Source organism: Vibrio minamisatsumaniensis (assembly GCF_050337445.1).
GTDB lineage: Bacteria > Pseudomonadota > Gammaproteobacteria > Enterobacterales > Vibrionaceae > Vibrio > Vibrio artabrorum.
In genome coordinates this window covers 1-20426 of sequence record NZ_JAKJSY010000031.1, presented here as the reverse complement: position 1 = coordinate 20426, position 20426 = coordinate 1, and the positions used below count along the sequence as shown (strand labels likewise).

At 43.8% G+C, this 20426-nt stretch carries 30 protein-coding genes; 6 read left to right on the top strand and 24 right to left on the bottom strand.

From position 1 onward, the window contains the following. Window positions 1–23: 23 nt before the first annotated feature. From L4B77_RS08780 to L4B77_RS08715, 14 genes are all read right to left on the bottom strand, one after another. A complete protein-coding gene (locus tag L4B77_RS08780; protein ID WP_429749849.1) occupies window positions 24–305 on the bottom strand; it encodes a putative phage tail assembly chaperone in 282 nt (93 codons plus the stop codon). Continuing rightward, the gene (gene lysC, locus L4B77_RS08775; protein WP_429749847.1) at window positions 302–556 is read right to left on the bottom strand and encodes an Rz1-like lysis system protein LysC; all 255 of its coding nucleotides are present in this window, start codon (window positions 554–556) and stop codon (window positions 302–304) included. The genes L4B77_RS08780 and lysC overlap by 4 nt, the downstream gene beginning before the upstream one ends. Further along, the gene (locus L4B77_RS08770) at window positions 525–890 is read right to left on the bottom strand and encodes a DUF2570 family protein (protein WP_372066141.1); all 366 of its coding nucleotides are present in this window, start codon (window positions 888–890) and stop codon (window positions 525–527) included. The genes lysC and L4B77_RS08770 overlap by 32 nt, the downstream gene beginning before the upstream one ends. After that, window positions 850–1449 carry a lysozyme gene (locus tag L4B77_RS08765; protein WP_429749845.1) on the bottom strand — a complete coding sequence of 200 codons (600 nt, stop codon included), beginning with the start codon at window positions 1447–1449 and terminating at the stop codon, window positions 850–852. The genes L4B77_RS08770 and L4B77_RS08765 overlap by 41 nt, the downstream gene beginning before the upstream one ends. Next, window positions 1436–1645, bottom strand: coding sequence for an HP1 family phage holin (locus L4B77_RS08760; RefSeq protein WP_372066147.1), 210 nt, complete (start codon window positions 1643–1645; stop codon window positions 1436–1438). The genes L4B77_RS08765 and L4B77_RS08760 overlap by 14 nt, the downstream gene beginning before the upstream one ends. Window positions 1646–1649: 4 nt before the next feature. After that, window positions 1650–1856 (bottom strand): TraR/DksA C4-type zinc finger protein, encoded by a 207-nt coding sequence (locus L4B77_RS08755; protein WP_429749842.1) that lies wholly within the window; start codon window positions 1854–1856, stop codon window positions 1650–1652. 21 nt (window positions 1857–1877) lie between these two features. Further along, window positions 1878–2330 carry a phage protein gene (locus L4B77_RS08750; protein ID WP_429749840.1) on the bottom strand — a complete coding sequence of 151 codons (453 nt, stop codon included), beginning with the start codon at window positions 2328–2330 and terminating at the stop codon, window positions 1878–1880. A gap of 3 nt (window positions 2331–2333) precedes the next feature. Further along, complete coding sequence (locus tag L4B77_RS08745; protein WP_429749838.1) at window positions 2334–3467, bottom strand: DUF2586 domain-containing protein; 1134 nt, start codon at window positions 3465–3467, stop codon at window positions 2334–2336. A gap of 2 nt (window positions 3468–3469) precedes the next feature. Further along, window positions 3470–4129, bottom strand: a complete 660-nt coding sequence (locus tag L4B77_RS08740; RefSeq protein WP_429749836.1) for a phage virion morphogenesis protein — start codon at window positions 4127–4129, stop codon at window positions 3470–3472. After that, window positions 4122–4610 carry a phage tail protein gene (locus L4B77_RS08735; RefSeq protein WP_429749834.1) on the bottom strand — a complete coding sequence of 163 codons (489 nt, stop codon included), beginning with the start codon at window positions 4608–4610 and terminating at the stop codon, window positions 4122–4124. Before L4B77_RS08735 ends, L4B77_RS08740 begins: the two co-directional genes overlap by 8 nt. 11 nt (window positions 4611–4621) lie before the next feature. Then, window positions 4622–5086: a head completion/stabilization protein gene (locus tag L4B77_RS08730; RefSeq protein ID WP_429749832.1), complete on the bottom strand. Its 465-nt coding sequence runs from the start codon at window positions 5084–5086 to the stop codon at window positions 4622–4624. 115 nt (window positions 5087–5201) lie between these two features. After that, window positions 5202–5918, bottom strand: a complete 717-nt coding sequence (gene gpM / locus L4B77_RS08725) for a phage terminase small subunit (RefSeq protein WP_429749830.1) — start codon at window positions 5916–5918, stop codon at window positions 5202–5204. A 9-nt stretch (window positions 5919–5927) separates the two neighbouring features. Continuing rightward, on the bottom strand, window positions 5928–6938 hold the full coding sequence (locus L4B77_RS08720) for a phage major capsid protein, P2 family (RefSeq protein ID WP_086051187.1): 1011 nt from the start codon (window positions 6936–6938) through the stop codon (window positions 5928–5930). Continuing rightward, window positions 6939–7814 carry a GPO family capsid scaffolding protein gene (locus tag L4B77_RS08715; RefSeq protein WP_429749827.1) on the bottom strand — a complete coding sequence of 292 codons (876 nt, stop codon included), beginning with the start codon at window positions 7812–7814 and terminating at the stop codon, window positions 6939–6941. 176 nt (window positions 7815–7990) lie between these two features. Between L4B77_RS08715 and L4B77_RS08710 the strand changes: the two genes are divergently transcribed. From L4B77_RS08710 to L4B77_RS08700, 3 genes are all read left to right on the top strand, one after another. Next, a complete protein-coding gene (locus L4B77_RS08710) occupies window positions 7991–9769 on the top strand; it encodes a terminase large subunit domain-containing protein (RefSeq protein WP_429749825.1) in 1779 nt (592 codons plus the stop codon). A 4-nt stretch (window positions 9770–9773) separates the two neighbouring features. After that, a complete protein-coding gene (locus L4B77_RS08705; protein ID WP_429749823.1) occupies window positions 9774–10793 on the top strand; it encodes a phage portal protein in 1020 nt (339 codons plus the stop codon). Between the two features lie 1408 nt (window positions 10794–12201). Next, window positions 12202–12453 (top strand): Ogr/Delta-like zinc finger protein, encoded by a 252-nt coding sequence (locus tag L4B77_RS08700; RefSeq protein WP_016788138.1) that lies wholly within the window; start codon window positions 12202–12204, stop codon window positions 12451–12453. On the opposite strand, the gene L4B77_RS08695 is transcribed toward L4B77_RS08700, so the two are convergent. The 10 genes from L4B77_RS08695 to L4B77_RS08650 form a co-directional block, all read right to left on the bottom strand. After that, window positions 12450–12671 (bottom strand): hypothetical protein, encoded by a 222-nt coding sequence (locus L4B77_RS08695; protein WP_016789666.1) that lies wholly within the window; start codon window positions 12669–12671, stop codon window positions 12450–12452. The genes L4B77_RS08700 and L4B77_RS08695 overlap by 4 nt on opposite strands. Window positions 12672–12782: 111 nt before the next feature. After that, window positions 12783–15302 carry a replication endonuclease gene (locus L4B77_RS08690; protein WP_429749820.1) on the bottom strand — a complete coding sequence of 840 codons (2520 nt, stop codon included), beginning with the start codon at window positions 15300–15302 and terminating at the stop codon, window positions 12783–12785. Next, window positions 15296–15481 (bottom strand): hypothetical protein, encoded by a 186-nt coding sequence (locus tag L4B77_RS08685; RefSeq protein WP_372225601.1) that lies wholly within the window; start codon window positions 15479–15481, stop codon window positions 15296–15298. Before L4B77_RS08685 ends, L4B77_RS08690 begins: the two co-directional genes overlap by 7 nt. Continuing rightward, window positions 15478–15708, bottom strand: coding sequence for a hypothetical protein (locus L4B77_RS08680; protein WP_429749818.1), 231 nt, complete (start codon window positions 15706–15708; stop codon window positions 15478–15480). Before L4B77_RS08680 ends, L4B77_RS08685 begins: the two co-directional genes overlap by 4 nt. After that, complete coding sequence (locus L4B77_RS08675; protein WP_016788132.1) at window positions 15708–16109, bottom strand: hypothetical protein; 402 nt, start codon at window positions 16107–16109, stop codon at window positions 15708–15710. Before L4B77_RS08675 ends, L4B77_RS08680 begins: the two co-directional genes overlap by 1 nt. Then, on the bottom strand, window positions 16106–16549 hold the full coding sequence (locus tag L4B77_RS08670) for a DUF3850 domain-containing protein (protein ID WP_429749815.1): 444 nt from the start codon (window positions 16547–16549) through the stop codon (window positions 16106–16108). The genes L4B77_RS08675 and L4B77_RS08670 overlap by 4 nt, the downstream gene beginning before the upstream one ends. Window positions 16550–16551: 2 nt before the next feature. Then, a complete protein-coding gene (locus L4B77_RS08665) occupies window positions 16552–16956 on the bottom strand; it encodes a hypothetical protein (RefSeq protein ID WP_429749813.1) in 405 nt (134 codons plus the stop codon). 110 nt (window positions 16957–17066) lie between these two features. After that, a complete protein-coding gene (locus L4B77_RS08660) occupies window positions 17067–17360 on the bottom strand; it encodes a hypothetical protein (protein WP_086051197.1) in 294 nt (97 codons plus the stop codon). Between the two features lie 11 nt (window positions 17361–17371). Beyond that, window positions 17372–17911 carry a phage regulatory CII family protein gene (locus L4B77_RS08655; RefSeq protein WP_429749811.1) on the bottom strand — a complete coding sequence of 180 codons (540 nt, stop codon included), beginning with the start codon at window positions 17909–17911 and terminating at the stop codon, window positions 17372–17374. A 114-nt stretch (window positions 17912–18025) separates the two neighbouring features. Continuing rightward, complete coding sequence (locus tag L4B77_RS08650; protein WP_063522797.1) at window positions 18026–18238, bottom strand: hypothetical protein; 213 nt, start codon at window positions 18236–18238, stop codon at window positions 18026–18028. Window positions 18239–18326: 88 nt separating this feature from the next. Here L4B77_RS08650 and L4B77_RS08645 point away from each other — a divergent pair, with 88 nt between their 5' ends. From L4B77_RS08645 to L4B77_RS08635, 3 genes are all read left to right on the top strand, one after another. Beyond that, window positions 18327–18953, top strand: coding sequence for a phage repressor protein CI (locus L4B77_RS08645; RefSeq protein ID WP_429749808.1), 627 nt, complete (start codon window positions 18327–18329; stop codon window positions 18951–18953). A gap of 25 nt (window positions 18954–18978) precedes the next feature. Further along, on the top strand, window positions 18979–19521 hold the full coding sequence (locus L4B77_RS08640; RefSeq protein WP_429749806.1) for a BRCT domain-containing protein: 543 nt from the start codon (window positions 18979–18981) through the stop codon (window positions 19519–19521). A 29-nt stretch (window positions 19522–19550) separates the two neighbouring features. Then, the coding region (locus L4B77_RS08635; RefSeq protein WP_489686496.1) for an ATP-binding protein at window positions 19551–20426 on the top strand (876 nt) is incomplete at its 3' end.

Sequence of the window (20426 nt, the reverse complement as noted above, 5' to 3'; positions counted from 1 at the left end):
TTCAATCCGCTTTGCCCTGTCAGTTATTTTTTTAGTGAGATTTCAATGCCACCTTTAGAGGCATTACTCACCGTTGCAAACAGCTCAATGGTTAGACCGGGCACGCTATCAAGTAACTCGATCAGCGCATCTTTCTGTTCTTGTTTAACAGTGCGAGTCAAATACGTGTACGCAGGAGCCACTTTGTTATTTGGCATCATGTCATTGGTATGGTTGTTCGCATCTTGCACCGTTGGTGTGAATTCGAAATCAGTACCACCGATGGCCACAACTACAGGTTTTGATGTGAAAACAGGTTTAGTCATTTTATTCTCTCTTCGTCTTTTGTGTGCTTAGCTTCGTGCTTGGCACGCCATTGCAAATAATCTTCGGCTTGCTGTGCGCATTTACTCAGGGCCGCTTTTAATTTGGGTACATCTTCACTCGCGGTTATTAACGGGCTAGTGCCTTTGATGTCGGGTTTATGACACGGGACAATCAGCCCAGCAGGGGGGAACTTGACAACAACTTGAGTTGCAACCAACTCAGTACGGTTCGCGCAACCGGTTAACAACATCACTAGGCCAAGGCTTTTGATAACACTCATCATCGGCCAATTCACCTCGAAGCATTTCAATGTCTTCATTGAGCTGTTCCTCTATCGTGCTGTGCAGCTTTGCTCTATCAACCAGTAACTGATTTGCATCACTGTTTTCTTGAGTGAGTGTTTCAATGGTTGCTTGGCTAACTTGATTGATTGATAACGCATTATCTAAACGAGCCCTCAAAGCGGCCTGCTCTGACTTACTCGCTTTCAACATTAACCACATCGACACCATGGCAACCCCCACTGCAGCAATAACTAGCCACTTAATCCATTTGATGCTTTTGAATGGAAAGGCAGCGATCATATTCTTTATTCCTGCGGTCAATTAAACCTTTCAACGTCACACCACCGCCATAAACCCACCGTGGCAACTCATGACAGGCTTTCGTAAAGTCACCCTGCTTAATAAAGCGATAAATCTGCGTTTCACTACCATCACGATTTCGCATAAATCGAGTACAGCCAGTGTTAAAGCTAAAAGAAGTGAATGCATCGAACTGACCTTGTGACATCTGCTTGCCAGAATCTGCCTCTGCACGACTGATACATTGTTCAGCCTGCTGCAAGTTCTTCACCCAGTCGGTAGCAATTTGCTCCAACGACACCACTTGGTCATTTATGCCGTGAGTGTTACCAATGCCATTAGTTACGAGCCCTGCTGGGCATGTGTACGGGTCTTGTCTGCACCCCTCAGCATCACCGATAATTTCCAAACCAATAGGGCTAGTTCTTAGCTCGCCAACTTGCACACCTGAAATCGTCACGGTGCCAGTTGGGAGTTCTGAACTGTTCAGTGTCACACCACCTGTCACCAAACCGATCACAGCAGCGACAGAGCAAATAATTCGTTTAGTCAGTTTCACTTAGTGCCACCCCTTTTTCGCTTGCAATACGCTGCATCGCGCGTTTGTGCCAGTAATTCAGCCCTAGAGCCGCAATACCAATGACAAGTGATAATATGAAGTACCACTGTTCAAATGTCAGTTTGCTAATAGTCATACCTGTCAATGACACGATATAAGCAATTCCGCTGGTTATTTTGTCGTACCAGTCTTTCATTCCGTCACTCCCGCTCGGCTTGGCAAGATGCACAGTAACGACACCCCGCTATAGCAACTCGACGCGCTTCTGGGATTTCATCGCCACACTCGTAGCACTCTTTCGCGCTTTCTTGTTTTGCTGCCAGCACTGACCGTTTAAGTTGGCTAGCAATCGCCATTTCGGTGAATTTGGCTTCATTACTACTGGCATGGTCGATAAAATCCGGCATTCGTTACCTCTCTGGTTAGGCTTAAACTAGGCCGCGTGTGTCGTCTGAACTCAGGTATGAAATACCGTTAATACGGACAAAGAGCGGGCTTGTCACAAACCCTTTCAGTTTGCGTTTAGTCTTATCACTGCTGTTTGGGTCGACACTGAGTAGATCAGAGATTTGAAGCTTGACACCGAACAACTCAACTTTGTCTTCATCGTCACCTGTATTTGCATAGAACATGCAATCGTGAGGTTTGATTCCACGCCAGCTACCAGCTTCACGTGCTTTTTGTTGCAGTTTGCGGAAGTTGTTCAAGTCAAACTCATATTCCACATCACAGCCAACTGCACCATGAGTAAAGCCCGTTGGTACCCCACGCGATTTATCAACGGCTGATTCATCATTGATGGTTGCTGTTGCCGATTCCACATGAACCAGAACACCCAGCACATTTATGTCGAAGCTTCGACCTGAATAACGAGCATGCATTGATTACTCTCCTAGTCGTTTGTTGAGCATGATGCCCATGGTAATTTTTACTGGGCATTCATAAGGCGTAACAGCGAGCAGAATTTCCACTTCTTCACTGTTAATCCAAGTGATGGTGATGTCTTCATCTTTTGGCGGTTTGATTTCACCGGGGAACTCGTAATCACCGATTTTCGTTACTACCGCCATTTCGCGCAGATCTTGGGTAAAATAGAGTTTTGCGTTTGCTTCACTGCCCGGCGTTGAATTGAACTCACGATCAGCGATTCGAGCAATACCACGCACACGAACTTTACGCGCCGCTTTCATCGCAACACGGATATGACGAATATCTTGAAAGTCACCGCCCGGGGCATCTAATGTGCGGCCCGTTGTCCAATACTGCCCCGGATAATCTGGATACCACATTGGAACCGAAATTCGATCAGCTTCCAGTGCTTTAAGGGTTGCCAGCTCCAACGGCTTGCCGTCTTTATCTGTTTTTAATTCCGTGCTGCCCAATACGCTGCCAGTTTTTACTCGAGCAGGGGAATCAGCAATCGATACTTCTTGATTTGCTAATCGGCCAGCGTAAATGCCGACTGTTGAGTTGGCTTTGTGAACTTGAGGGACAACGGTGATGTATTCATTTGAAATGGTCTTTGGTATTGCGACTGTCGCTGCCAGCCATCCTGCCCATGTTTCCCCATTAGTCTCATCATCATTGATACCTGGCAAAGAGCAGATCATGAATACTTCACGCCCGAGCGTATTTTTCAGTTTGGTACGTAAAGCGACGGCAGCTTCAAGAGTCGATGTGCCTGTATCAGGCTTATCAAGCACAACGGCTTCAAAGCTTGATGTTTCATTGGCTTTTAAAACAGCGTCTTGCCAACTGTCTGCTTGACCTAAGACGATCACACCTGCAGTCCAGTTCTGTTTCCCGTTCAACTGAGCCGCTTTTAGCGTGAGCATGTGCACATCGTCTATGTTATCGAATGTGCTTTTTTCAAAATCGGTGGTGTTGTCCACCATAATTAGGTTGCGCTCTGTTCCTGAGACTGTGCCGTACACAACAAACAGAAAGTGAAATTCAACGCCCGGAATCGGGCCGCGCATCATGTTCAGAATGTTAATAGTGACGGTAGGCCATGCCATATTTAGTTGCTCCTGTTTCGTTTAAGTTCGCGCTTAATAATCATTGCTGCCCGTTTAGGGCTTATTCCGATCAATCGGCGTTCTTTTCTATCGACTGCCCACTTACGAGCAGGCTGTTTGTTTTCCAAGTCGCTAATCAATTTGGCGACTTCTGCTACCGTCATGTTTTGAGTAATAAACTTTAACGTGGGCTTTCTGCCTCGTTTCTGCCGTCCTTGTGTCGGTAGCCTATAATCTAAATCACGGAGCTCTTTGGCTTGCTCTCTCGTTGCCGGGTCGGTTTTCTTAGGTTCTTTCGCTTTCTTGGCTTGCTTGAACCTCTGCTGCAAACCGCTTTTCTCTGCTTCACCGGTGTGATGAGCCAGCGCTACGGTGCCTCTTCTTGAGGGCCACCCAACAACCAAAACTCGGTTATTGTCTTTTTGAAAATGCTTTAACTTCTTGGTGAAGCCTCTAAGCATCTTGCGCCTACCTTTTTTCCGCTTTGGCCACGGTTTACCGTCTGGGTCACGCTGTGCTCGAATGTTCTTTTTGGTCGTCTTGGTGATGTATTTACCAAGCTCTTTCAACACTCTTGCTCTGGCTTTTTTATCAAGCTTTAACAGCTCGAATTGCTCTTTTACTCGCAGATAACTGCGTTTATCGGCCCGTATCTCAAGCATTTTTGATAACTACATTTGATAGCCTTTCCGCATGCCAAATCTCGTACTCTTCAATCTTCCAGCGTTGGCCATTCCAATGGATTGGCCCGTTTGGGTCTGCTGTCACTTTGACCGGCTCTTCAAAAATCACAGAAATCAGCACTTCAGCGTTGTTATCATCTTCCAGCACTACATCTACGTCTGGGTCGTCTAGGTCTTCAATGCGAAAACGGTCGGAATCGTTATCCATCAACCAAGCCCCAACATTCGCAAACAACACTGCAGGGTCGTATTCTTTGAAAGGGAACTTATCGAAGTAGAAATCGGCAACATAACGCTGATAAAGCAGGTCAAAACCATGGCCCATGTGCTTGGTTTCCAGTTTCAATTCCACCTTGCCCATTTCACATTCCATGCGCTTGGCTATCTTGTCGCCCACAACGCTGATTAAAAATGTATTAAGGTCACGCAGCTTGTAACCTGCTTGATACTGAGTACTCATCGCCGTTCCTTTCACAACAAAGCAACCGATGAACGAGAAACACCAACCATATTTCTAATCACTCGTTGGCTTTCTGCCATTAGGTCGTCACGTGTGTCTGTTGATCTATCAGCGAGGTGGTCACCTTTATCTTTGGTATGAACCGTTGCAATATCTGGAAGTAGATCAGCTTTAGCCCTCGAATTAACCGCAGATTCATATTGAATCACTAAGCGGTTTCTCCCATTTACAATGGGGATTACTGGTACATCACCTGCACTCCCATAACCTTGCTCTAGATACTGTGTCTTTAATTTTGCGAGAGCTCTGTTCACTTCTGCCATTGCATTCACTAAAGCAATCGTGATGCGATCAGGATCTTGCGCTGCTGGTATTCCCCTACGCTTTTCAAAATCACCGACGTTTAAGTTGGGCCAGAAACCATCATTAGTGATTTCAGTATCTTGATAATGCGTATCTGAAGAACCCGTAAACATGCTTAATCCCTTTTAAATAGATGCGCCTCTAGCCACTGAGTCGACGGAATAAACAGGGTAATAAATCACTTGTTCTTCCTCGTCAGCCGAGGCGCGACGGCTTAGGAGTTGTTAATTAGAGGTTGTCGCCACTCTCTAATGCTCGAATACGTTGGTCTATGTTATCGATCATGGTTCCAACACCAATGGCACTGTATTGCTCATGCGCATCTTCAAGGTGTGTACGAGCTTTCTGAAGCGTTTCAATATCACCGACAGAAGCCGCATGAGGCTTACCTTCATCGTTACGAAGTAGATACAAACCTGCGAACTTCAACCATTTCGCCGTGGGCTTTTCGTTGATGCTCCACTCGTTGGTAACTTTCTCAAACACCAAGGAGAAATACGGTTCAATTGATTGGCCTTTACCCGCCATACGCTCTGACCAAGCCAACACTTCATCAGCGCAGAATGTGGCAAAGTCTCGCTTGAATCGCTCAGGAGTATCTAACCCACGTTCGATAGCAATGTCACACCACTCAATCGCTGTTTCTAGATCCTCGATATCGAAGAGCCAAATTACCATTTGAGTGAATAGCGGGTTATCGAACTGCTCGTCACCAGCGAGGTAAGCTTCAATCGCTTCACGGTATTTAGGGACCAAGACTTCACGTTTGTGGTTGACCTTTTCATCCGTTCGATTGAAGGTTTTAAGCACCTTCAAATCACTTTCGAGTTCAGCTAAAAGCAGGTGTAAACTGTTTGGGTTAGCGACAAACTGTGTCTCAGGTGCCGATTTCTTTTGCTGTTTTGCCAATGCTTCTTGGCGTAACTTAGCTAATGGACTTGCCATGATTCACCCTTACGCTGGTACTGGTTCAACAACAGTTACGTCTTCGATAGCTGCAAACTTGTTGTAGTTGCCCACGGCATAACCTTCTTGGCGAAGATATGACGTTTCGAAGCGCTTACGATCTTCTTCATTGCGAGACTTACGCCACTGCGTACCCTTTTGAGTCAGGATCTGCAGGTTGGTTAAGTTCGTTACCCAAATCATATTTGGTGGGAAAAATGGCGGTGTATACACCGTTTTACCTGCAACGGTCTTCGCTAAGCTTTGAGCTGCTTTATGCTCAGTCGGTACTTCCGCTGATTCCAATAAGCGATGCTGCTCTGCAGCCACTAAGTTGCGGCCAATCAGTACGACTAAATCAGGGTCACCTTGGTGAACCTCATGAATAGTTGTATTGATTAAATCATTCACTAGCGAATCGAGGTTTTTATACGCTCCTACAGTTACACCTGTTGAATCAAGCTTGGCAGCAGGAAGGACTTGAGCTGGGGCCTTTTCTTTCGCTAGCTGTAACCACCCCTTATTTACGTCTTGCCCCATAGGGTTAGCTTTGGGATCAGTACTCTCACCCGCAATCGAAGTACCGTGGAAACCAATACGCAGCTTATCTAAGGCAAAATTACGCGTGATAGCGTTATTCATCAGCTTCATCCACTGACCTTTGCCACCCGAGTTCGCCCAAATAGTCATCGTAATCCAGTTGATATGAGCGCCTGAGTCCGTTTCGGTTAGCTCGTAGGTATTGCCGCTTTGGTCAAGAGAGCCCATGAATCGACCGTCTTTAACTCGACCTGTCAGTAAACCACTGTCACCCACATCGATCACTTGACCTTTAATTTGGTCAACCGAGATATTCGAAATACGGTTTAAGAAAGAGTCAGATTCAACAATGGCTTGGCGAAGCTTCGTTTCCATCACAGGCGTGATGTTGAATTGCTTAGACGCATCTACAACACCGCCCGCTTTTGCTACGGCCTGGCAATATTCATCTAAAAATTGAGTCGATACGGCATTGAGCATTTATACGACCTCCACAGTTGATTCGCCGCCATTGCCTTCTTCACCTGGCTTTTGGCCCGGCTTTTCTTGCTTTAGCTCTGCGAACTGGGTTTCAAGGTTTTGTACTTGCTCGGCAACAGGAGCAAGCTGCTTCTCTAATTCACTAGAAAATTGTTCTAAAGAGAACGTTTGAACTTCACCTTCAGGTGTGGCTTCGGGTTCGTTAGGTGTTTGCGTCTGCAGGTTAAACTCTTGCTTGAGTTCATCCTTTAGCTCACCTTTCATAATTCCGAACTGCTCTTTCAGTGCAGCTTTGAGTTGTTCTTCCGTCACTTCTTCTTCCTCTGGTTCAGGATCAGGTTGTGGCTCTGGTTGTTCATCACCAGAATTGAAAAAGGCATTACACAAGGCAAAGAATCGGTCTGTTTTTGAGTAACACTCATCAAGGCTGATTTCTTCCAGTTGGCTGCAACTCAGCTCTGTGGTTTGACCTTCTTGTCGCGAAAACTGAAGTAATGAAACACCAGACGACGCAGGGGAATCGGTCACGGCTAATCCCATGAGGTAGCACTTTCCTTGCCCTTTATAGTCTGGATTTGGTTCTATGGAGGTAAACAGCTTCTGCCCAAGCTTATTTGCTTCAAGTAGATATTGATTAGGTTCAAGCTTGGCAAACAAGCGCATTTTCCCATCCACTTCTTCAGCTTTAACCGCAAGCACTTTGCCCCAGTTACTTCCGTAACCAGCAAAGCGTTTGTGTTCAGGCCAAATCAAAGCGGTGTATTCACTCAAGGCATAATTTTCTGCAATCTGCATAAGCCATTCTCGGGTGATCTTACGACCATCAACCGTCGGCCCTTCTGTTGCTACAATTTTCCAATCACTGGTTTTTGCCATTTGAGTTTTTTACCTAGTATTAATTTGTCAGTTAGGTGCTTCAGGTCTTCACAATACGCCTTTGATTTACCTGTTTCAGCCACTTCAATTCCGAGCAATTCGGATACAGGACGTATCCGAACCCATCCGAATTTTGCTATGCAATTTAGGCTGTTACCTCAGCGTATGATTGGTTCATGGCATATTCTCCTGAAACACGACACGCGGCCCGTTCCCTTTATTTAAAGGCTTGGACGCCCAATGAAATCGCTTCCGAACTAGGTTTGAACAGCACCAGAATCATTTATCACTGGGCTGACAAATTTGGATGGCGTGATATGTTGCGCGAGCAAACGATTGATGAATCGATAGCGCGTAGAATTGAAACCCTGCTTGAGCTGGAAAACCCGACCAAAGGCCAGCTCGATATGCTTGATAGGCTCATCAAGCACCACGTACAACTTAAAAAATTCCATGCTCAAGTTCAGCCAGTTGGAGAGAAACACTCATCTAACGAAACTGAACCTGTAGCTAAAACTAACGGTAAAAGATCGCGTTCTAATAAGTCTGACGACAAGCAGCAAAAGAAGAGTAAAAAGAAGAACAACATTGCAGAGCTGACCAAAGAGAACTTCGCGACCTGGCATGAATCACTCTTTGAATATCAGCACACGATGCGTAACAACCTGCACCAACGTACTCGTAATATTCTTAAGTCCCGTCAGATTGGCGCCACCTATTACTTCAGTGGTGAAGCATTAGAAGATGCGATTTTGACCGGCGATAACCAGATATTCTTATCCGCGTCTCGCGCTCAAGCTGAAGTATTCAGAAGCTACATTATTGCGATTGGTGAAGAGTTCTTAGGTGTTGAATTGACGGGCAACCCTATCATTCTCTCTAACGGTGCAGAACTGCGTTTCCTATCGACCAACTCAAAAACCGCGCAAAGTTATCATGGCCACGTTTATGTGGATGAGTATTTCTGGATCCCGAAATTCGATGAACTCAACAAGCTCGCTTCGGCAATGGCGACCCATAAGAACTGGCGTAAAACCTACTTCTCGACCCCTTCAGCTAAAACGCACCAGGCTTATACATTTTGGACCGGTGACCAATGGCGTAGGGGCCGTGATACTCGCGCCAATATTGAGTTTCCTACCTTTGACGAATATCGAAACGGCGGTCGACTTTGCCCGGATAAGCAGTGGCGTTACGTAGTCACGATTGAAGATGCAGCTGCAGGTGGTTGTGAGCTTTTTGATATTGATGAACTGCGTGACGAATACAGCAAAGACGATTTCGATAACCTGTTTATGTGCATTTTCGTTGATGGCGCCAGCTCCGTCTTCAAGTTCTCAGCCCTTGAAAAAGCCATGGTAGACATTAGCCGCTGGCAAGACTTCAAACCCAATGACAAAGACCCCTTCGATCGCCGTGAAGTTTGGCTGGGGTACGACCCAAGCCGAACTCGAGACAATGCTTGTTTAGTTGTCGTAGCACCGCCGATTGTTGCCGTTGAAAAATTCAGAGTTCTTGAAAAACACTACTGGCGAGGGTTGAACTTTCAGTATCAGGCGCAGCAAGTATCAAAGGTATTTGAACGTTATAACGTGAGCTATTTGGGCATTGATACAACAGGCATTGGCGCAGGTGTCTATGACTTGATTAACAAGAAACACCCACGTGAAACCGTGGCTATTCAATACAGCAATGAGAGTAAGAACCGATTGGTGATGAAGATGATAGATGTGGTCGAAGCCAACCGCATTCAGTTTGATGCTGAGCACAAAGATATCGCCATGGCATTCATGGCCATCAAGCGAGCGACCACCAATAGCGGTAACAACATGACCTTCAAAGCAGAGCGCAGCGAGTTAACCGGACATGCCGATGCATTTTGGGCTATTTCTCATGCCTGCATTAATGAACCGCTCGATCACTCTGAAAAACGAAAATCAACATGGCAGATGTAAATCAATGACTGAACAAACAACAGAAATAATCACGAAAGAATCCGCTAATGATGAAAGCTTGATGTTTAGCTTTGGTGAGCCGGAAATCATGGATCGTGATTTCACCAACTACGATTACAACGAGCTCTACTACAACGAAGACGGTGACTACTGGGAACCACCTTTGGATAGAGCAGGGTTAAACAAACTCACTAGAGCCAACGCTTATCACGGTTCAATCTTAATGGCTCGCCGCAATATGATCTCTGGTCGTTACACCCAAGGCGGAATGCAGAAGCAACAAATGCAATCAGCTGTGCATGACTTCTTAGAATTTGGTGACACTGCCCTGCTTAAGCTGCGTAATTACTTTGGCAAAGTCATTGGGCTATGGCCTATTCCTACTATGTATTTACGCAAACGTAAGAATGGTAATTTTGCTTTCTTAGAGCGTGGCGACACACAGAAGAGTTACAAGAAAGAAGACATCATATTCATCAAACAATATGACCCTGTCCAGCAAGTTTACGGTGGACCAGATTACCTTGGTTGTGTTCAATCAGCGTTACTTAGTCAAGACTCAACCACGTTCCGCCGCCGCTACTATAAGAACGGTTTGCACATGGGCTTTATCTTCTACGCTACCGACCCGAACTTGAGTAAAGAAGATGAAGACGACCTAAAGCAAAAGATGGCTTCAAGCCGTGGTGTGGGTAACTTTCGTTCTATGTTCATCAATATTCCAAACGGCAATGAAAAAGGGATTCAACTCATACCCGTTGGCGACATTGCGACCAAAGATGAGTACGAGAAAATTAAGAACGTCACCGCCCAAGAGGTGATCACCGGCCATCGCTTCCCTGTTGAACTTGCTGCTATCATTCCAAACGGTGGTACGCGTGGTGACCCTATTAAATTTGATTACGTTTACTGCAAAAATGAAGTGATACCCGCTTGTGAAATGTTCATGGACGCCGTGAATCGCGACCCAGAAGTACCTAAGCATCTCCATTTAACCTTCAATTTGAACAATGTTGCGGCCTAAGTAGCGTGACATTTTTTGCAATTTTGTTTTTATCTGTCATTTGCGTTCAGCCCTTGTTCCATAAGGGCTGAACAACATCGAAAATGATCATCACAAAACACAAACGATCATTAAAAAACTGACCTAAAATAAAAAACACTATATTTTCAACCACTTAACAAAACCAATCAGATCAACACTGATCATCAGAATTTCAATTCCTTGCAATTTTTTGCACTCTTCGCAATTTTATTAGGCGCCCTGTAAATCATTTTAAGCACGACTAACTTAATGCGAGCCCCGTTATTCCTAAAGGGCTAGCGTCCTGTTGGACTCCCATTACGGCGGCAGAATTTCACTGAAATAAAATTGCGAAAAAATGAGATAAAAAACGTCGCAGGCGGGTAGGAGGAGTGCGTTTTCCGTGGGTTAGGCGTGCTTTCGGTGAGTATATTGACCGAGCAAACAACTAACAGTTACTATATGCATGTTGTGTGCTTAGGCTAGCGGGCAGCGGCGCAGTGTCGAAAGCTGCACAAGTGACTTTTGACCCATCCATCATCCTTTTGTTAATGATTGTTTTTTTCATCAAAAACATGTTGCTAATGACATCGGAACCAAGCCGTACTCTTGGTAAGGGGGATAGGATTATGGATAAAGTAGTAAAACTAGCAAGAACATTACTAGCTTCAGTAGCTGAAACAATTGGCGGACTGGGGATTAGTCACTTGGCCACAGACGGGCCGCTAGCCTAAGCGCATAAATACAAAAAACCGCCTCATTTGGCGGTTTTTTCGTTTAAAGAATCTAATTTAAACAAGCTTGAAGATTGATGGCTCTTCGGGGACCAGGTAAATGTGTCCAATCAGCCTTACCAAACTGCGCAATACTATTTTGAATAGTAGATAAAACATGGGGATTTAAGAGCCCATGTTGATACATCGTTCTAATTGCCCAGCAATCAGCATTTTGTTCATTTTGCATACTAGGACCACTGATTGTATGTCCTAGAGCATGGTGCGCACATTCATGATATCTGAAGAACGTTCTAGTTGGACCTGGCATCGATTGCAAGACGTTAGGGTTATACAATATGATCGGCATTCCCATATTATTGTTAGTCGCAATTGCCACATCATTTATATTGTAATTGTAAAACTCCCCTACTTGCTGCCCCTGAAAATTGAAACATTGTGCCCATAAGTTAGTACTTATGAACAAACCTAAAATGAATAGATACCTCATAATTTTCACTCCTAGCAATGACCCATAAAGCATAGGAGAATACTCTAATTAATGCATATGTAATATTGACAAATCTAAGCTTTAGGTTGGGGAGTTTAGTTTGTAAAAATGATTACTGACTGTATAAAAACACACCGAAATTTAGTACCATAAGCTTATCATTTCGATAGGTTTATGGTGTCATATGAGAGTAGTTTGCCCCGAGTGTGGCGAGAAAGCCCGCATACAAAAATCAAACCGTATTTCAGCGGGTTATAGCGACTTATATTGTAGTTGTAGTGACCCCGAATGCGGCCATTCTTTCGTGATGAACCTAACCTTCAGCCATACTCTTAGCCCTTCGGCTAAAACGACTTCTCAGTTAGCTTTTGAAATGGTTAAAGCCTTAGCACCTGATCAGCGCCAAGAACTCAAACAGCAGCTATCAATCCTCTAAAGTTTAAACTCAGGGCTATCTCCACCATCAGCCATCTCAATTAGCTGCTTCATTGCGGCTAATTTTTCAGGCTTCAACTCTTCTCTTTGGTCTGCAACCAATAAACCCATCAAATAAATACCTACATCAGCTCTGCTTTCACCTTCAGTGCTGAGTGCTACAGCATCTATAATGAACTCCATCGCTTGTAAAAATATGTCCTGTTGTTTTAATGACATAGCTCTACTCCAAACCAAAAGACTGTATAAATATACAGTACTTTTATAAATATTCATACAGTGTTTTTATGAAGCGAGATTCATCCCTCATTCTGATAACCAATTTGAACCTTATATCAACGGCCACTCGTCGGTTTCAGGAAAGAACGACAAATTGGGCTGTTCATATTCATAGTCGTCATCTTCTCCGGTTAGTGGTCCAGGCGGTTTTACCTCCAATTCACCTAGCCAGCTTAAATCTGGCTGGGGTTGGTACTCTTCAACCAGCTGGGCAGGGCGAACCGTGCCGCATGGTAGATGCTCCGCAGGGCGGATTCTTATACTCGTTTCATCATCTATTCGAATTGAACTACCTTGTTGCAGCGCGATTAGAGCTGAACCATCAATGTTTGGCGGTAACCCGCCACCTACTGAGTAAGGTTCTAATAGTCGCTTAAGCTGATCGCTGACCTGTACTTTCTGCGGTAGCGTACAGTTATTGACAGAACTCCGAGAGGAGCCAGAGGCTCCAGAAAGAGCAAGAGCCCCCGATTCACGTTGGGCGTCTAACGTAGACGTTGGCATTATCTGCCAGTTCTTAGTGCGAGTTTTGACGAGCATGCCTGCGGCATCAAAGCCTTCAATCTTGCTAACGATTTCACCGTGGGGTGACGCAAACGGTAATTCTTGATAGGTATTTCTGATCAGCAAGTCGTCACGTTTAACAAATGGACCACCTTGCCCCATGATGTAACCTTGCCAATTGCCATTATCGGCGGCGATTAACGTATCAACGATGCTTGAATCATCACTCTTGATTCGTGCTTGGTAACTATCACCAATTACTTTTAGAAGTTCTTCATTAGTGATTAGCTTGCTTGGCTTAATAGGGCCAACGAGTTCACGTTGTAACATTGAATAAATAGTAAGTAGGTCGACACGCTCTTGCATGAAGAGGTATTCCATAAAGGCTTTTTTGTTCTGGCTGGCAAAGCGGCGCAGTTCTCGGTAAGTCGTAACCGGAGCACCACCAAAGAATTGGAATTGGCGAATGTTCCAACGGCTTTTCCATGCACTCACGTTTTTCGCCATGTCTTTAGTAGATTTGCCTTCTTCTTTACCTGTCTTTGGATTGATGCTGACTGTCTCATCAGCCAAATCATCATCCATGGCATAACCATCAATGTTTTTAGAAATGTATTTGGCGATGTAACCCGTAGCCGAGCCCAGTTCTGGGTCAATGGCTTGAATATCACAACGGGCAGATGGGTCCAGCAGTCCCTCTTTGTTAATGAGTTCGTGTTTGTCTTCTTGGATTGCGTAATCTGTAAAAATTTCTTCAATCGCATCTACCTGTTCAGGCTTTGCCCAGATAAGTAAATGCCAGTGTGGTGTGCCATCGTGATGTGGTTCAGCCACACGAACACCAAACCAACGAATTTCTTTGCGACCTAATTTGGCACGAATCTTTGCCCATACATTGTTTAAGTAAGCTTGGGCATCACGTGGGCTTGCGCCATTCCAGTGACCAATGAAACCGCCTTTCTTATAACTGTTGTGGTATTTGGCTGGTGTGGTCAGGGTTAAAAACAAGCCTTGTAGACCTAACTCGTTGCCAATGTCTTCACAACCACGGCAACGCACCATTAACTCATGGCGGCGAATAGCAGGGTTCGAGACGCTTTTTAATACCATGTCTTTTAAGCTGGCTTCTTCGCCTGTTTCTTCATCGAACAAAGATGAGTTTTCGATAAATTCCCAGTTCTTTTGGCGTTGTTCTTTGTATTCTCGGATACAGTCCCATGAAGCATAAGGCGAAGCGTGTTTCGAGACTTGCCCCATAGCAATGGCTAGGTGCTCACGCATAATTTTTCGGCATCGAATCAAACGGTTATACCACCACTTTTCGCTTATCATGCGCGAAATATCTTGCAGGGCAGAAAGCTCCGATTGTTCTTTATATTTGCGAGGTGGCTTAATACCAAAGGTATTACAGACGAATACAGCGGCTTGTTCATAAGAGAACACGACCGCCATTTCTGTTCCTAATGCAGTTTCAGCGTGGTATTTATCACTCTCAATACGAATAAACCCGTCAACTATCATGGCAACTTTAAACGCCATATCTTTGATTTCTTCAATTTCCAACTCGGCCAAAGTGCGATTTCTTACTGGTTTGCGGTTTTGTTCTATTCGTTCAAAATCAAAGTACTGTTGCTGTTGAGTTTGGTTCTTGTAGTTGCTTTGCTTAGTGTCATCATTCGCTTCACTCAGCAAAGCAACCTTAGAAGTAGTAGGAAGTTTTTTGTATTGTTTAAGTACCAATAGAACACGCCTATGCGCGGGTACCATTTTTTCACGAATGAAAGTATTCGCGGCTGGGCGGCCTTGTTTCTCAAAAATAGAAATATAACGATTTGCGAAATATTTAGTTAGGTAATGAGGGAGATCAGCAAAGTGTTCAGATAGCCATTCTCTATCTGCTGGGTTTACTTCATATAACTTACGCTCAACAACTGAAAGATTTTGAGGTTCTATATTAGCGGGTTCGTAACCTGCAGGAACACAAATAAGCCCTTCATCTATGGCAGGTAAAGGGCATAACCAAAAGCGATTTAATGGTTTAACTGGTTGATAGTATGTCACTAACATTCATCCAAAAAATCTGTGGGGTTGCGTGTGATTTTCAATTGAACCTGGATAGAGTCATCACCAGATAGCAAAGTACCTAACAGCACTTCATTATCTGAGTGATCACCTTCGAGCATTTCAACTAATAGAGTTTCAATGTAATCAGGCGCTTCAGCCGCAACTTTCTGTGCTTCACTCATAACGCAGTTAGCTCCTGTGTATCCATGATCATGTGGCCACCTGTGTGATTACCTTTGATAATCACCCCGTTCAAAACATGCTGGCAGTTGAACAGCGCGCAAGCCGTATCAATCGCAGGCTCTAGTGAGTCAAACTCACCCAGCAACACGTTCTTCACTTCATTGGTTTCGTCATGGCGAACAACGCCACCACCGCTATTCAGGGCAACTGCTACATAACTCAACATCAGCAAGCCTCCACAGTTGGGTAACCGTGCTCATCGGCCATATCACGCCACCACATTTGCATTTGAGTAGTTTGAGACGTGGATTTATTACAAGCCGACACAAAGAACAGCGCACGAACGGCACCTAAAGCTTGATTTGCGATATCTCGGTCAGAAGCCGTGTTGTAAACCACAATCCAAAACGCCCACCAAGCGGTAATGAAATCTTCCAAGCAGAGTCCTTGTTCAGTACCGTTCACATTCACAAGTAGTGCTCGCGTAGAATCCAAGCTCAGCACATCGCCTTGGCTAGTTTCTGTGATATTGAAAACACGCATGAACTGTTCAATCTTGCGAGTGGTAAACCCTTCTGAACGCAACGCGTGGTTCAAGTCTTTTTGATAAACAGAGATAGTGCTCATGCTGCCTCCTCACCTAACTTTTTAAGTAGAGTCGTTGCCTCTGTAGCAAAATAACGTGAGTCTTGAATCTGCCTTTTTAGGTCTGCGGTTGTGAGCCCAGCCTCTCGAACCACATCAATGCCCGCTTCCATGCAGTCGGCAGCTTCCACTAAACGATCTCGTAAATGCCCCATCAAAATCACACTGTTTAAGTGAGATGAGTTTGAAAGAGAAAGAACGCACACCTCTTTGCTTAAACCAAACTTACCGCCCTGCAGTACATGCGTAATTTCATGAACCAGGGACGCTCCCGTTTTATTTCCTTCGTTATCAATTTCGTGCTGTATCAACACATCGTTGACTTGATAGTTACGATCATTGACTCGAATTTCAGCCGTTTTACGGCCTAAACGAACTTCGTTAAAAAACTCTGATTGGGTTTTTACTTCATGTAATTTCATGCTCACGCCCCCACTGCCGATAAACAGAACTGCTCGAATTGATATAACGCTTCATCGTCAAAGTGACCTAAGTCACGGAGGCCAAGCATTTCAAGAAATAGGTGGCGGTTACTCATATCTAAGTTCGCCCAATGGTGAAGCTGTGAAACTTGTTCAATCGAACCGTTGCGGTACCAGCTTGGGAATGAACAGCCAAAGAACACACGAGCTCGATCGCTTTCCATTGCTTCTTTGATATCGGCTAAGACTTCTTCTTGAGGGCGGTGGGTAGCGATAGGTTCTTGCTTCTTCGCGATAGCATCGAGCTGGATAAGAACTTGGTGTTGCTGCTCTTGATTGCTTGAATTAAAACGCTCTGCAATTTGGTTAAAAGACTGACTAAATAGATGTTCTTCAATACTACTCATAATCAATTCCTCAAATTTTGGATATAAAAAACCCTCCCTCTTAAAATCAAAGAGGGATAAAAGGTGTAGGCAAAATGCCTAGTGGCTAAGTTGGCTTGGGTGTAATTCGGTTATGACCAGCGCGAAAGTACATCCTGCGCGTTGGCATCAATTCGATTGATTTCACGTGAAAGGCGCATTTGTTCAGCACGGCAATCACTCTTGGAAAACTGAGCTTGTAACTCTTCGCGTCTTGAACGAAGTGGTTTTAGTTGTCGCTCGCCAAGTTCTCTTCGCGTGCGCTGTAATGCTGAAAGGCCACGTTCTTTTTGCTCACGGTTCAAAGACCAACAAGGCAAATCAGGGCATGGGTTTTCTAGCGGTGGTACATCTAGGTTTGAATGTTCGACTGTTGCAACTGACATACTATTTTCCTCTAACTTAAGCCGGGAATAGCCGAACCATTGGCGACCAAATCCACACTCATAGCTAAGAATGGGGAAACGCCTTTTGTGCGGCTTTCTATATCGTTGATAAGAAGCACAAGGTTGCTAATACCCGCTTGTGCCTTTTGGATAATGACGTGTTTGTTAGTGCGACTAAGGCGATCATTTCCTGCATGTTCTAAAGCCATACGAGACAAGTCACCAGAGTGCATCGCGTTTTCTAATGCGCGTTTGATGAAGGTTTCTTCACTCGCATCATTGGGGATCTGTGCGGTCACCACACCGAGGCCAAGCAAAAGGCTATTAAGAATGGTGAAGTTGCCACTCGCCTTGGTGATCATCACAAGTTCTACATTGGTAAGGATGTGTGGTTGCTCTGGATTGAGCTTGTTACGCAGCATGGTCGCATTCATGCCCACGGCTTTCGCTAACTTGGTCATGTTCTCCGAGTTCGCAAATGCACAGCACGCTTCGTTAAATGCTTTTTGTTTAGAGCCACGGAATTCGCACATTGAGTCAATTTCGTTCATAACCAATACTCAATTGAAGACAAACGGGATGAAAACGAAACCCCAACCAAGAATATTGAGCCACAACGGACAATACTCTTTGGTTGGCATCAGGGAAGATAAACGCATAGCGACCTACCCTAACTTTTCCATCGTTTCACGGGTCGCCATTTCGACTAAGGCGATCATATTGATGAGAGGGGTTTCTTTACCTTTTGCTTTAGTTTTAATAGGTAAGCGACCATCGGCGACCCAATCCATGATGGTACGCTTAGGCATTCCAGAGAACTGAGAGTATTGGTCATACGTCATGAAAGGCGTATTTAGGACTACTTGATATGAGAGCATAGTGATATCCTGTTATGTTATTGAATGTATTACTTCGGGCTATTGAGTTGCCGCTCACCCGAATCGACAAAGCGATTATGGATCGATAATGAAATCTGATCAACTAAAAATCGAATCTCCTGACTATGTAAGTGGTAAGGATTTTCTTAAAAAACTGATGAAAGTCACAGAAACCGAGCAACAACAAGAGCTTGCTGCGATCTTTGGCATCCCAAAATCAACGCTAGCAACGTGGCGCCAGCGAGATCTCACACCTCATGAGATTGCGATAAGAGCTCATTTGAAGCTAGGCGTATCTCTTAATTGGTTATTACTAGATGAAGGTGAGCCTTTCACAAACTCAAAAGTGAACTCACATCGTAACAAGTTCGAAAATGAGACTTTGATTTTTGATATAGATTGTTTTGCTGTCGAAGATGGAAAGCTCAAGAACAGAGGCGTGTTGTCTTTTGATAAAGCCCTCTTAAATGAACTTGGCGTCGTAAATGTGATGGCTATTAAAGATGGTCAGAATACGTATCTAGTTAATAAAGAATCTCGCCAAGCAGTTAGCGGCACTTACTTAGTGGATATGGACGGCCTACTGTCTCTAAACGACATTCAGCGTTTACCAGGTAAGAAACTAGCAATCAGCTTTAACGGCTCGACTCTAACAGTCGAAGAAGATGAAGTAAGGGTTGTGGGTAGAGTTGCTTTGGTGATGGAAAAAAAATAATTATTACTAATTGTCTAGGTGTTATATGGGAAATCAATTCATTTGTACTTATCTGTCCCAAAGAAACAGACTAAGTATTCAAAACTTGCAACACCCCCAAGTTACTGCAGATAAACATGACGAACCTACTCATATTCAAGGTTGGTGCTTACGTAATGGCTCACCTCGAACTTTAAGAGCTGATCATATCCTTGAAGTACACAATTCAATGCAAGAGGCAGAGGCTTACTTTAAAGAGGCTGAAGCAAAGCTCACCGAATCTGGTTTTGAATTTGAGACTAAGCGGTCAAAAAATTCAACCCGCTATTCTAGTCCTGAAACATTAGATATCTGTTTTACAGGGTTCAAAAAAGTAGATAAAGACGAACTAATAACATTAGCCAAAGAACACGACATGTCAGTTCGAGGTGAAGTGACCAAGCATTTAGATATTCTATGTTACGGCTACAACGCAGGCCCTAAGAAACTAGAAAAAGCAATGGCACAAGGAGTCATGATTCTCAACAAAACCCAACTTGAAAGCATGATTGAGACTGGCGAAGTCCCTGAAGATGTTGAACATAACTAAATTAAAAATCAGCTTAAACAGAGGCGCTAATGTTCCATATAAGTTCATTCTCAAGTGACAACTTTCCGAATGTTGAATTGGGTAAGTCAGAATTCAAAGATAAAAAATCAAACTATAAAACCGTTGTAATAGGTGAAAATGGCACAGGTAAAACAAGGCTACTTAACGAAATAATTTCAACTATTAGAAACAAGTATGATAAAGAAAAGAAAAACACTAAAGAATCAAGCTGTGTCAATTTAATTAATGAAAGATCATTTGAAAAAATAGTTGCAATATCAACATCATTCAACGACAAACTACCATTTTCAGACAATGATAAGTTTTCAGATGAACACTACCAATATTGTGGGATACGAGAAACAAGCAACGCTTCTTGGACAAGCTCACTAATGAGAAAGACACTTGATAACTTGCTTGTATGCATTGAAAACAACGACTCTCCAAAAATAAAAAAAATAATGGAGTTCTTAGGGCTTTCCAATCGATTTCGCATTACTTTCAACCTGAAAAAACCTAATAAATTTAATTTATTAGAAGCCAAAGAAAGTGATTTAATTAACTATATTCATTTTTACTCCCAAAACACATCTAGGATGCAAGTTGAAAAAATCAGAGACTTTTCTTTAGAACAAGCCCGTTCTATCATGAATAATTTCATCCCATTGATGCAAGTATCAGAAAGAAATGAGTATTACATTGAAATAAAAGTATCGAATAAGACAGAAGGTATTGTAGGTGTATTTGAAAACCTAGAAATACTTAGACGTGTAGGAATTATAAGTTCCGTTTCACTTAATCTATCTAAGAATGAGAAAGCTTCAAATTACTCATTTACTAACGCAAGTTCAGGGGAAGCTCAGTTGTTGTTTACAATGACAGCATTTCTTAGATATGTATCCAAT

Excerpts from the sequence above, each read along its gene's own strand:
- L4B77_RS08780 (WP_429749849.1), bottom strand. The coding sequence starts at position 305 with ATGACTAAACCTGTTTTCACATCAAAACCTGTAGTTGTGGCCATCGGT.
- lysC (WP_429749847.1), bottom strand. The coding sequence starts at position 556 with ATGTTGTTAACCGGTTGCGCGAACCGTACTGAGTTGGTTGCAACTCAA.
- L4B77_RS08770 (WP_372066141.1), bottom strand. The coding sequence starts at position 890 with ATGATCGCTGCCTTTCCATTCAAAAGCATCAAATGGATTAAGTGGCTA.
- L4B77_RS08760 (WP_372066147.1), bottom strand. The coding sequence starts at position 1,645 with ATGAAAGACTGGTACGACAAAATAACCAGCGGAATTGCTTATATCGTG.
- L4B77_RS08755 (WP_429749842.1), bottom strand. The coding sequence starts at position 1,856 with ATGCCGGATTTTATCGACCATGCCAGTAGTAATGAAGCCAAATTCACC.
- L4B77_RS08750 (WP_429749840.1), bottom strand. The coding sequence starts at position 2,330 with ATGCATGCTCGTTATTCAGGTCGAAGCTTCGACATAAATGTGCTGGGT.
- L4B77_RS08745 (WP_429749838.1), bottom strand. The coding sequence starts at position 3,467 with ATGGCATGGCCTACCGTCACTATTAACATTCTGAACATGATGCGCGGC.
- L4B77_RS08740 (WP_429749836.1), bottom strand. The coding sequence starts at position 4,129 with ATGCTTGAGATACGGGCCGATAAACGCAGTTATCTGCGAGTAAAAGAG.
- L4B77_RS08735 (WP_429749834.1), bottom strand. The coding sequence starts at position 4,610 with ATGAGTACTCAGTATCAAGCAGGTTACAAGCTGCGTGACCTTAATACA.
- L4B77_RS08730 (WP_429749832.1), bottom strand. The coding sequence starts at position 5,086 with ATGTTTACGGGTTCTTCAGATACGCATTATCAAGATACTGAAATCACT.
- gpM (WP_429749830.1), bottom strand. The coding sequence starts at position 5,918 with ATGGCAAGTCCATTAGCTAAGTTACGCCAAGAAGCATTGGCAAAACAG.
- L4B77_RS08720 (WP_086051187.1), bottom strand. The coding sequence starts at position 6,938 with ATGCTCAATGCCGTATCGACTCAATTTTTAGATGAATATTGCCAGGCC.
- L4B77_RS08715 (WP_429749827.1), bottom strand. The coding sequence starts at position 7,814 with ATGGCAAAAACCAGTGATTGGAAAATTGTAGCAACAGAAGGGCCGACG.
- L4B77_RS08710 (WP_429749825.1), top strand. The coding sequence starts at position 7,991 with ATGGCATATTCTCCTGAAACACGACACGCGGCCCGTTCCCTTTATTTA.
- L4B77_RS08705 (WP_429749823.1), top strand. The coding sequence starts at position 9,774 with ATGACTGAACAAACAACAGAAATAATCACGAAAGAATCCGCTAATGAT.
- L4B77_RS08700 (WP_016788138.1), top strand. The coding sequence starts at position 12,202 with ATGAGAGTAGTTTGCCCCGAGTGTGGCGAGAAAGCCCGCATACAAAAA.
- L4B77_RS08695 (WP_016789666.1), bottom strand. The coding sequence starts at position 12,671 with ATGTCATTAAAACAACAGGACATATTTTTACAAGCGATGGAGTTCATT.
- L4B77_RS08690 (WP_429749820.1), bottom strand. The coding sequence starts at position 15,302 with ATGTTAGTGACATACTATCAACCAGTTAAACCATTAAATCGCTTTTGG.
- L4B77_RS08685 (WP_372225601.1), bottom strand. The coding sequence starts at position 15,481 with ATGAGTGAAGCACAGAAAGTTGCGGCTGAAGCGCCTGATTACATTGAA.
- L4B77_RS08680 (WP_429749818.1), bottom strand. The coding sequence starts at position 15,708 with ATGTTGAGTTATGTAGCAGTTGCCCTGAATAGCGGTGGTGGCGTTGTT.
- L4B77_RS08675 (WP_016788132.1), bottom strand. The coding sequence starts at position 16,109 with ATGAGCACTATCTCTGTTTATCAAAAAGACTTGAACCACGCGTTGCGT.
- L4B77_RS08670 (WP_429749815.1), bottom strand. The coding sequence starts at position 16,549 with ATGAAATTACATGAAGTAAAAACCCAATCAGAGTTTTTTAACGAAGTT.
- L4B77_RS08665 (WP_429749813.1), bottom strand. The coding sequence starts at position 16,956 with ATGAGTAGTATTGAAGAACATCTATTTAGTCAGTCTTTTAACCAAATT.
- L4B77_RS08660 (WP_086051197.1), bottom strand. The coding sequence starts at position 17,360 with ATGTCAGTTGCAACAGTCGAACATTCAAACCTAGATGTACCACCGCTA.
- L4B77_RS08655 (WP_429749811.1), bottom strand. The coding sequence starts at position 17,911 with ATGAACGAAATTGACTCAATGTGCGAATTCCGTGGCTCTAAACAAAAA.
- L4B77_RS08650 (WP_063522797.1), bottom strand. The coding sequence starts at position 18,238 with ATGCTCTCATATCAAGTAGTCCTAAATACGCCTTTCATGACGTATGAC.
- L4B77_RS08645 (WP_429749808.1), top strand. The coding sequence starts at position 18,327 with ATGAAATCTGATCAACTAAAAATCGAATCTCCTGACTATGTAAGTGGT.
- L4B77_RS08640 (WP_429749806.1), top strand. The coding sequence starts at position 18,979 with ATGGGAAATCAATTCATTTGTACTTATCTGTCCCAAAGAAACAGACTA.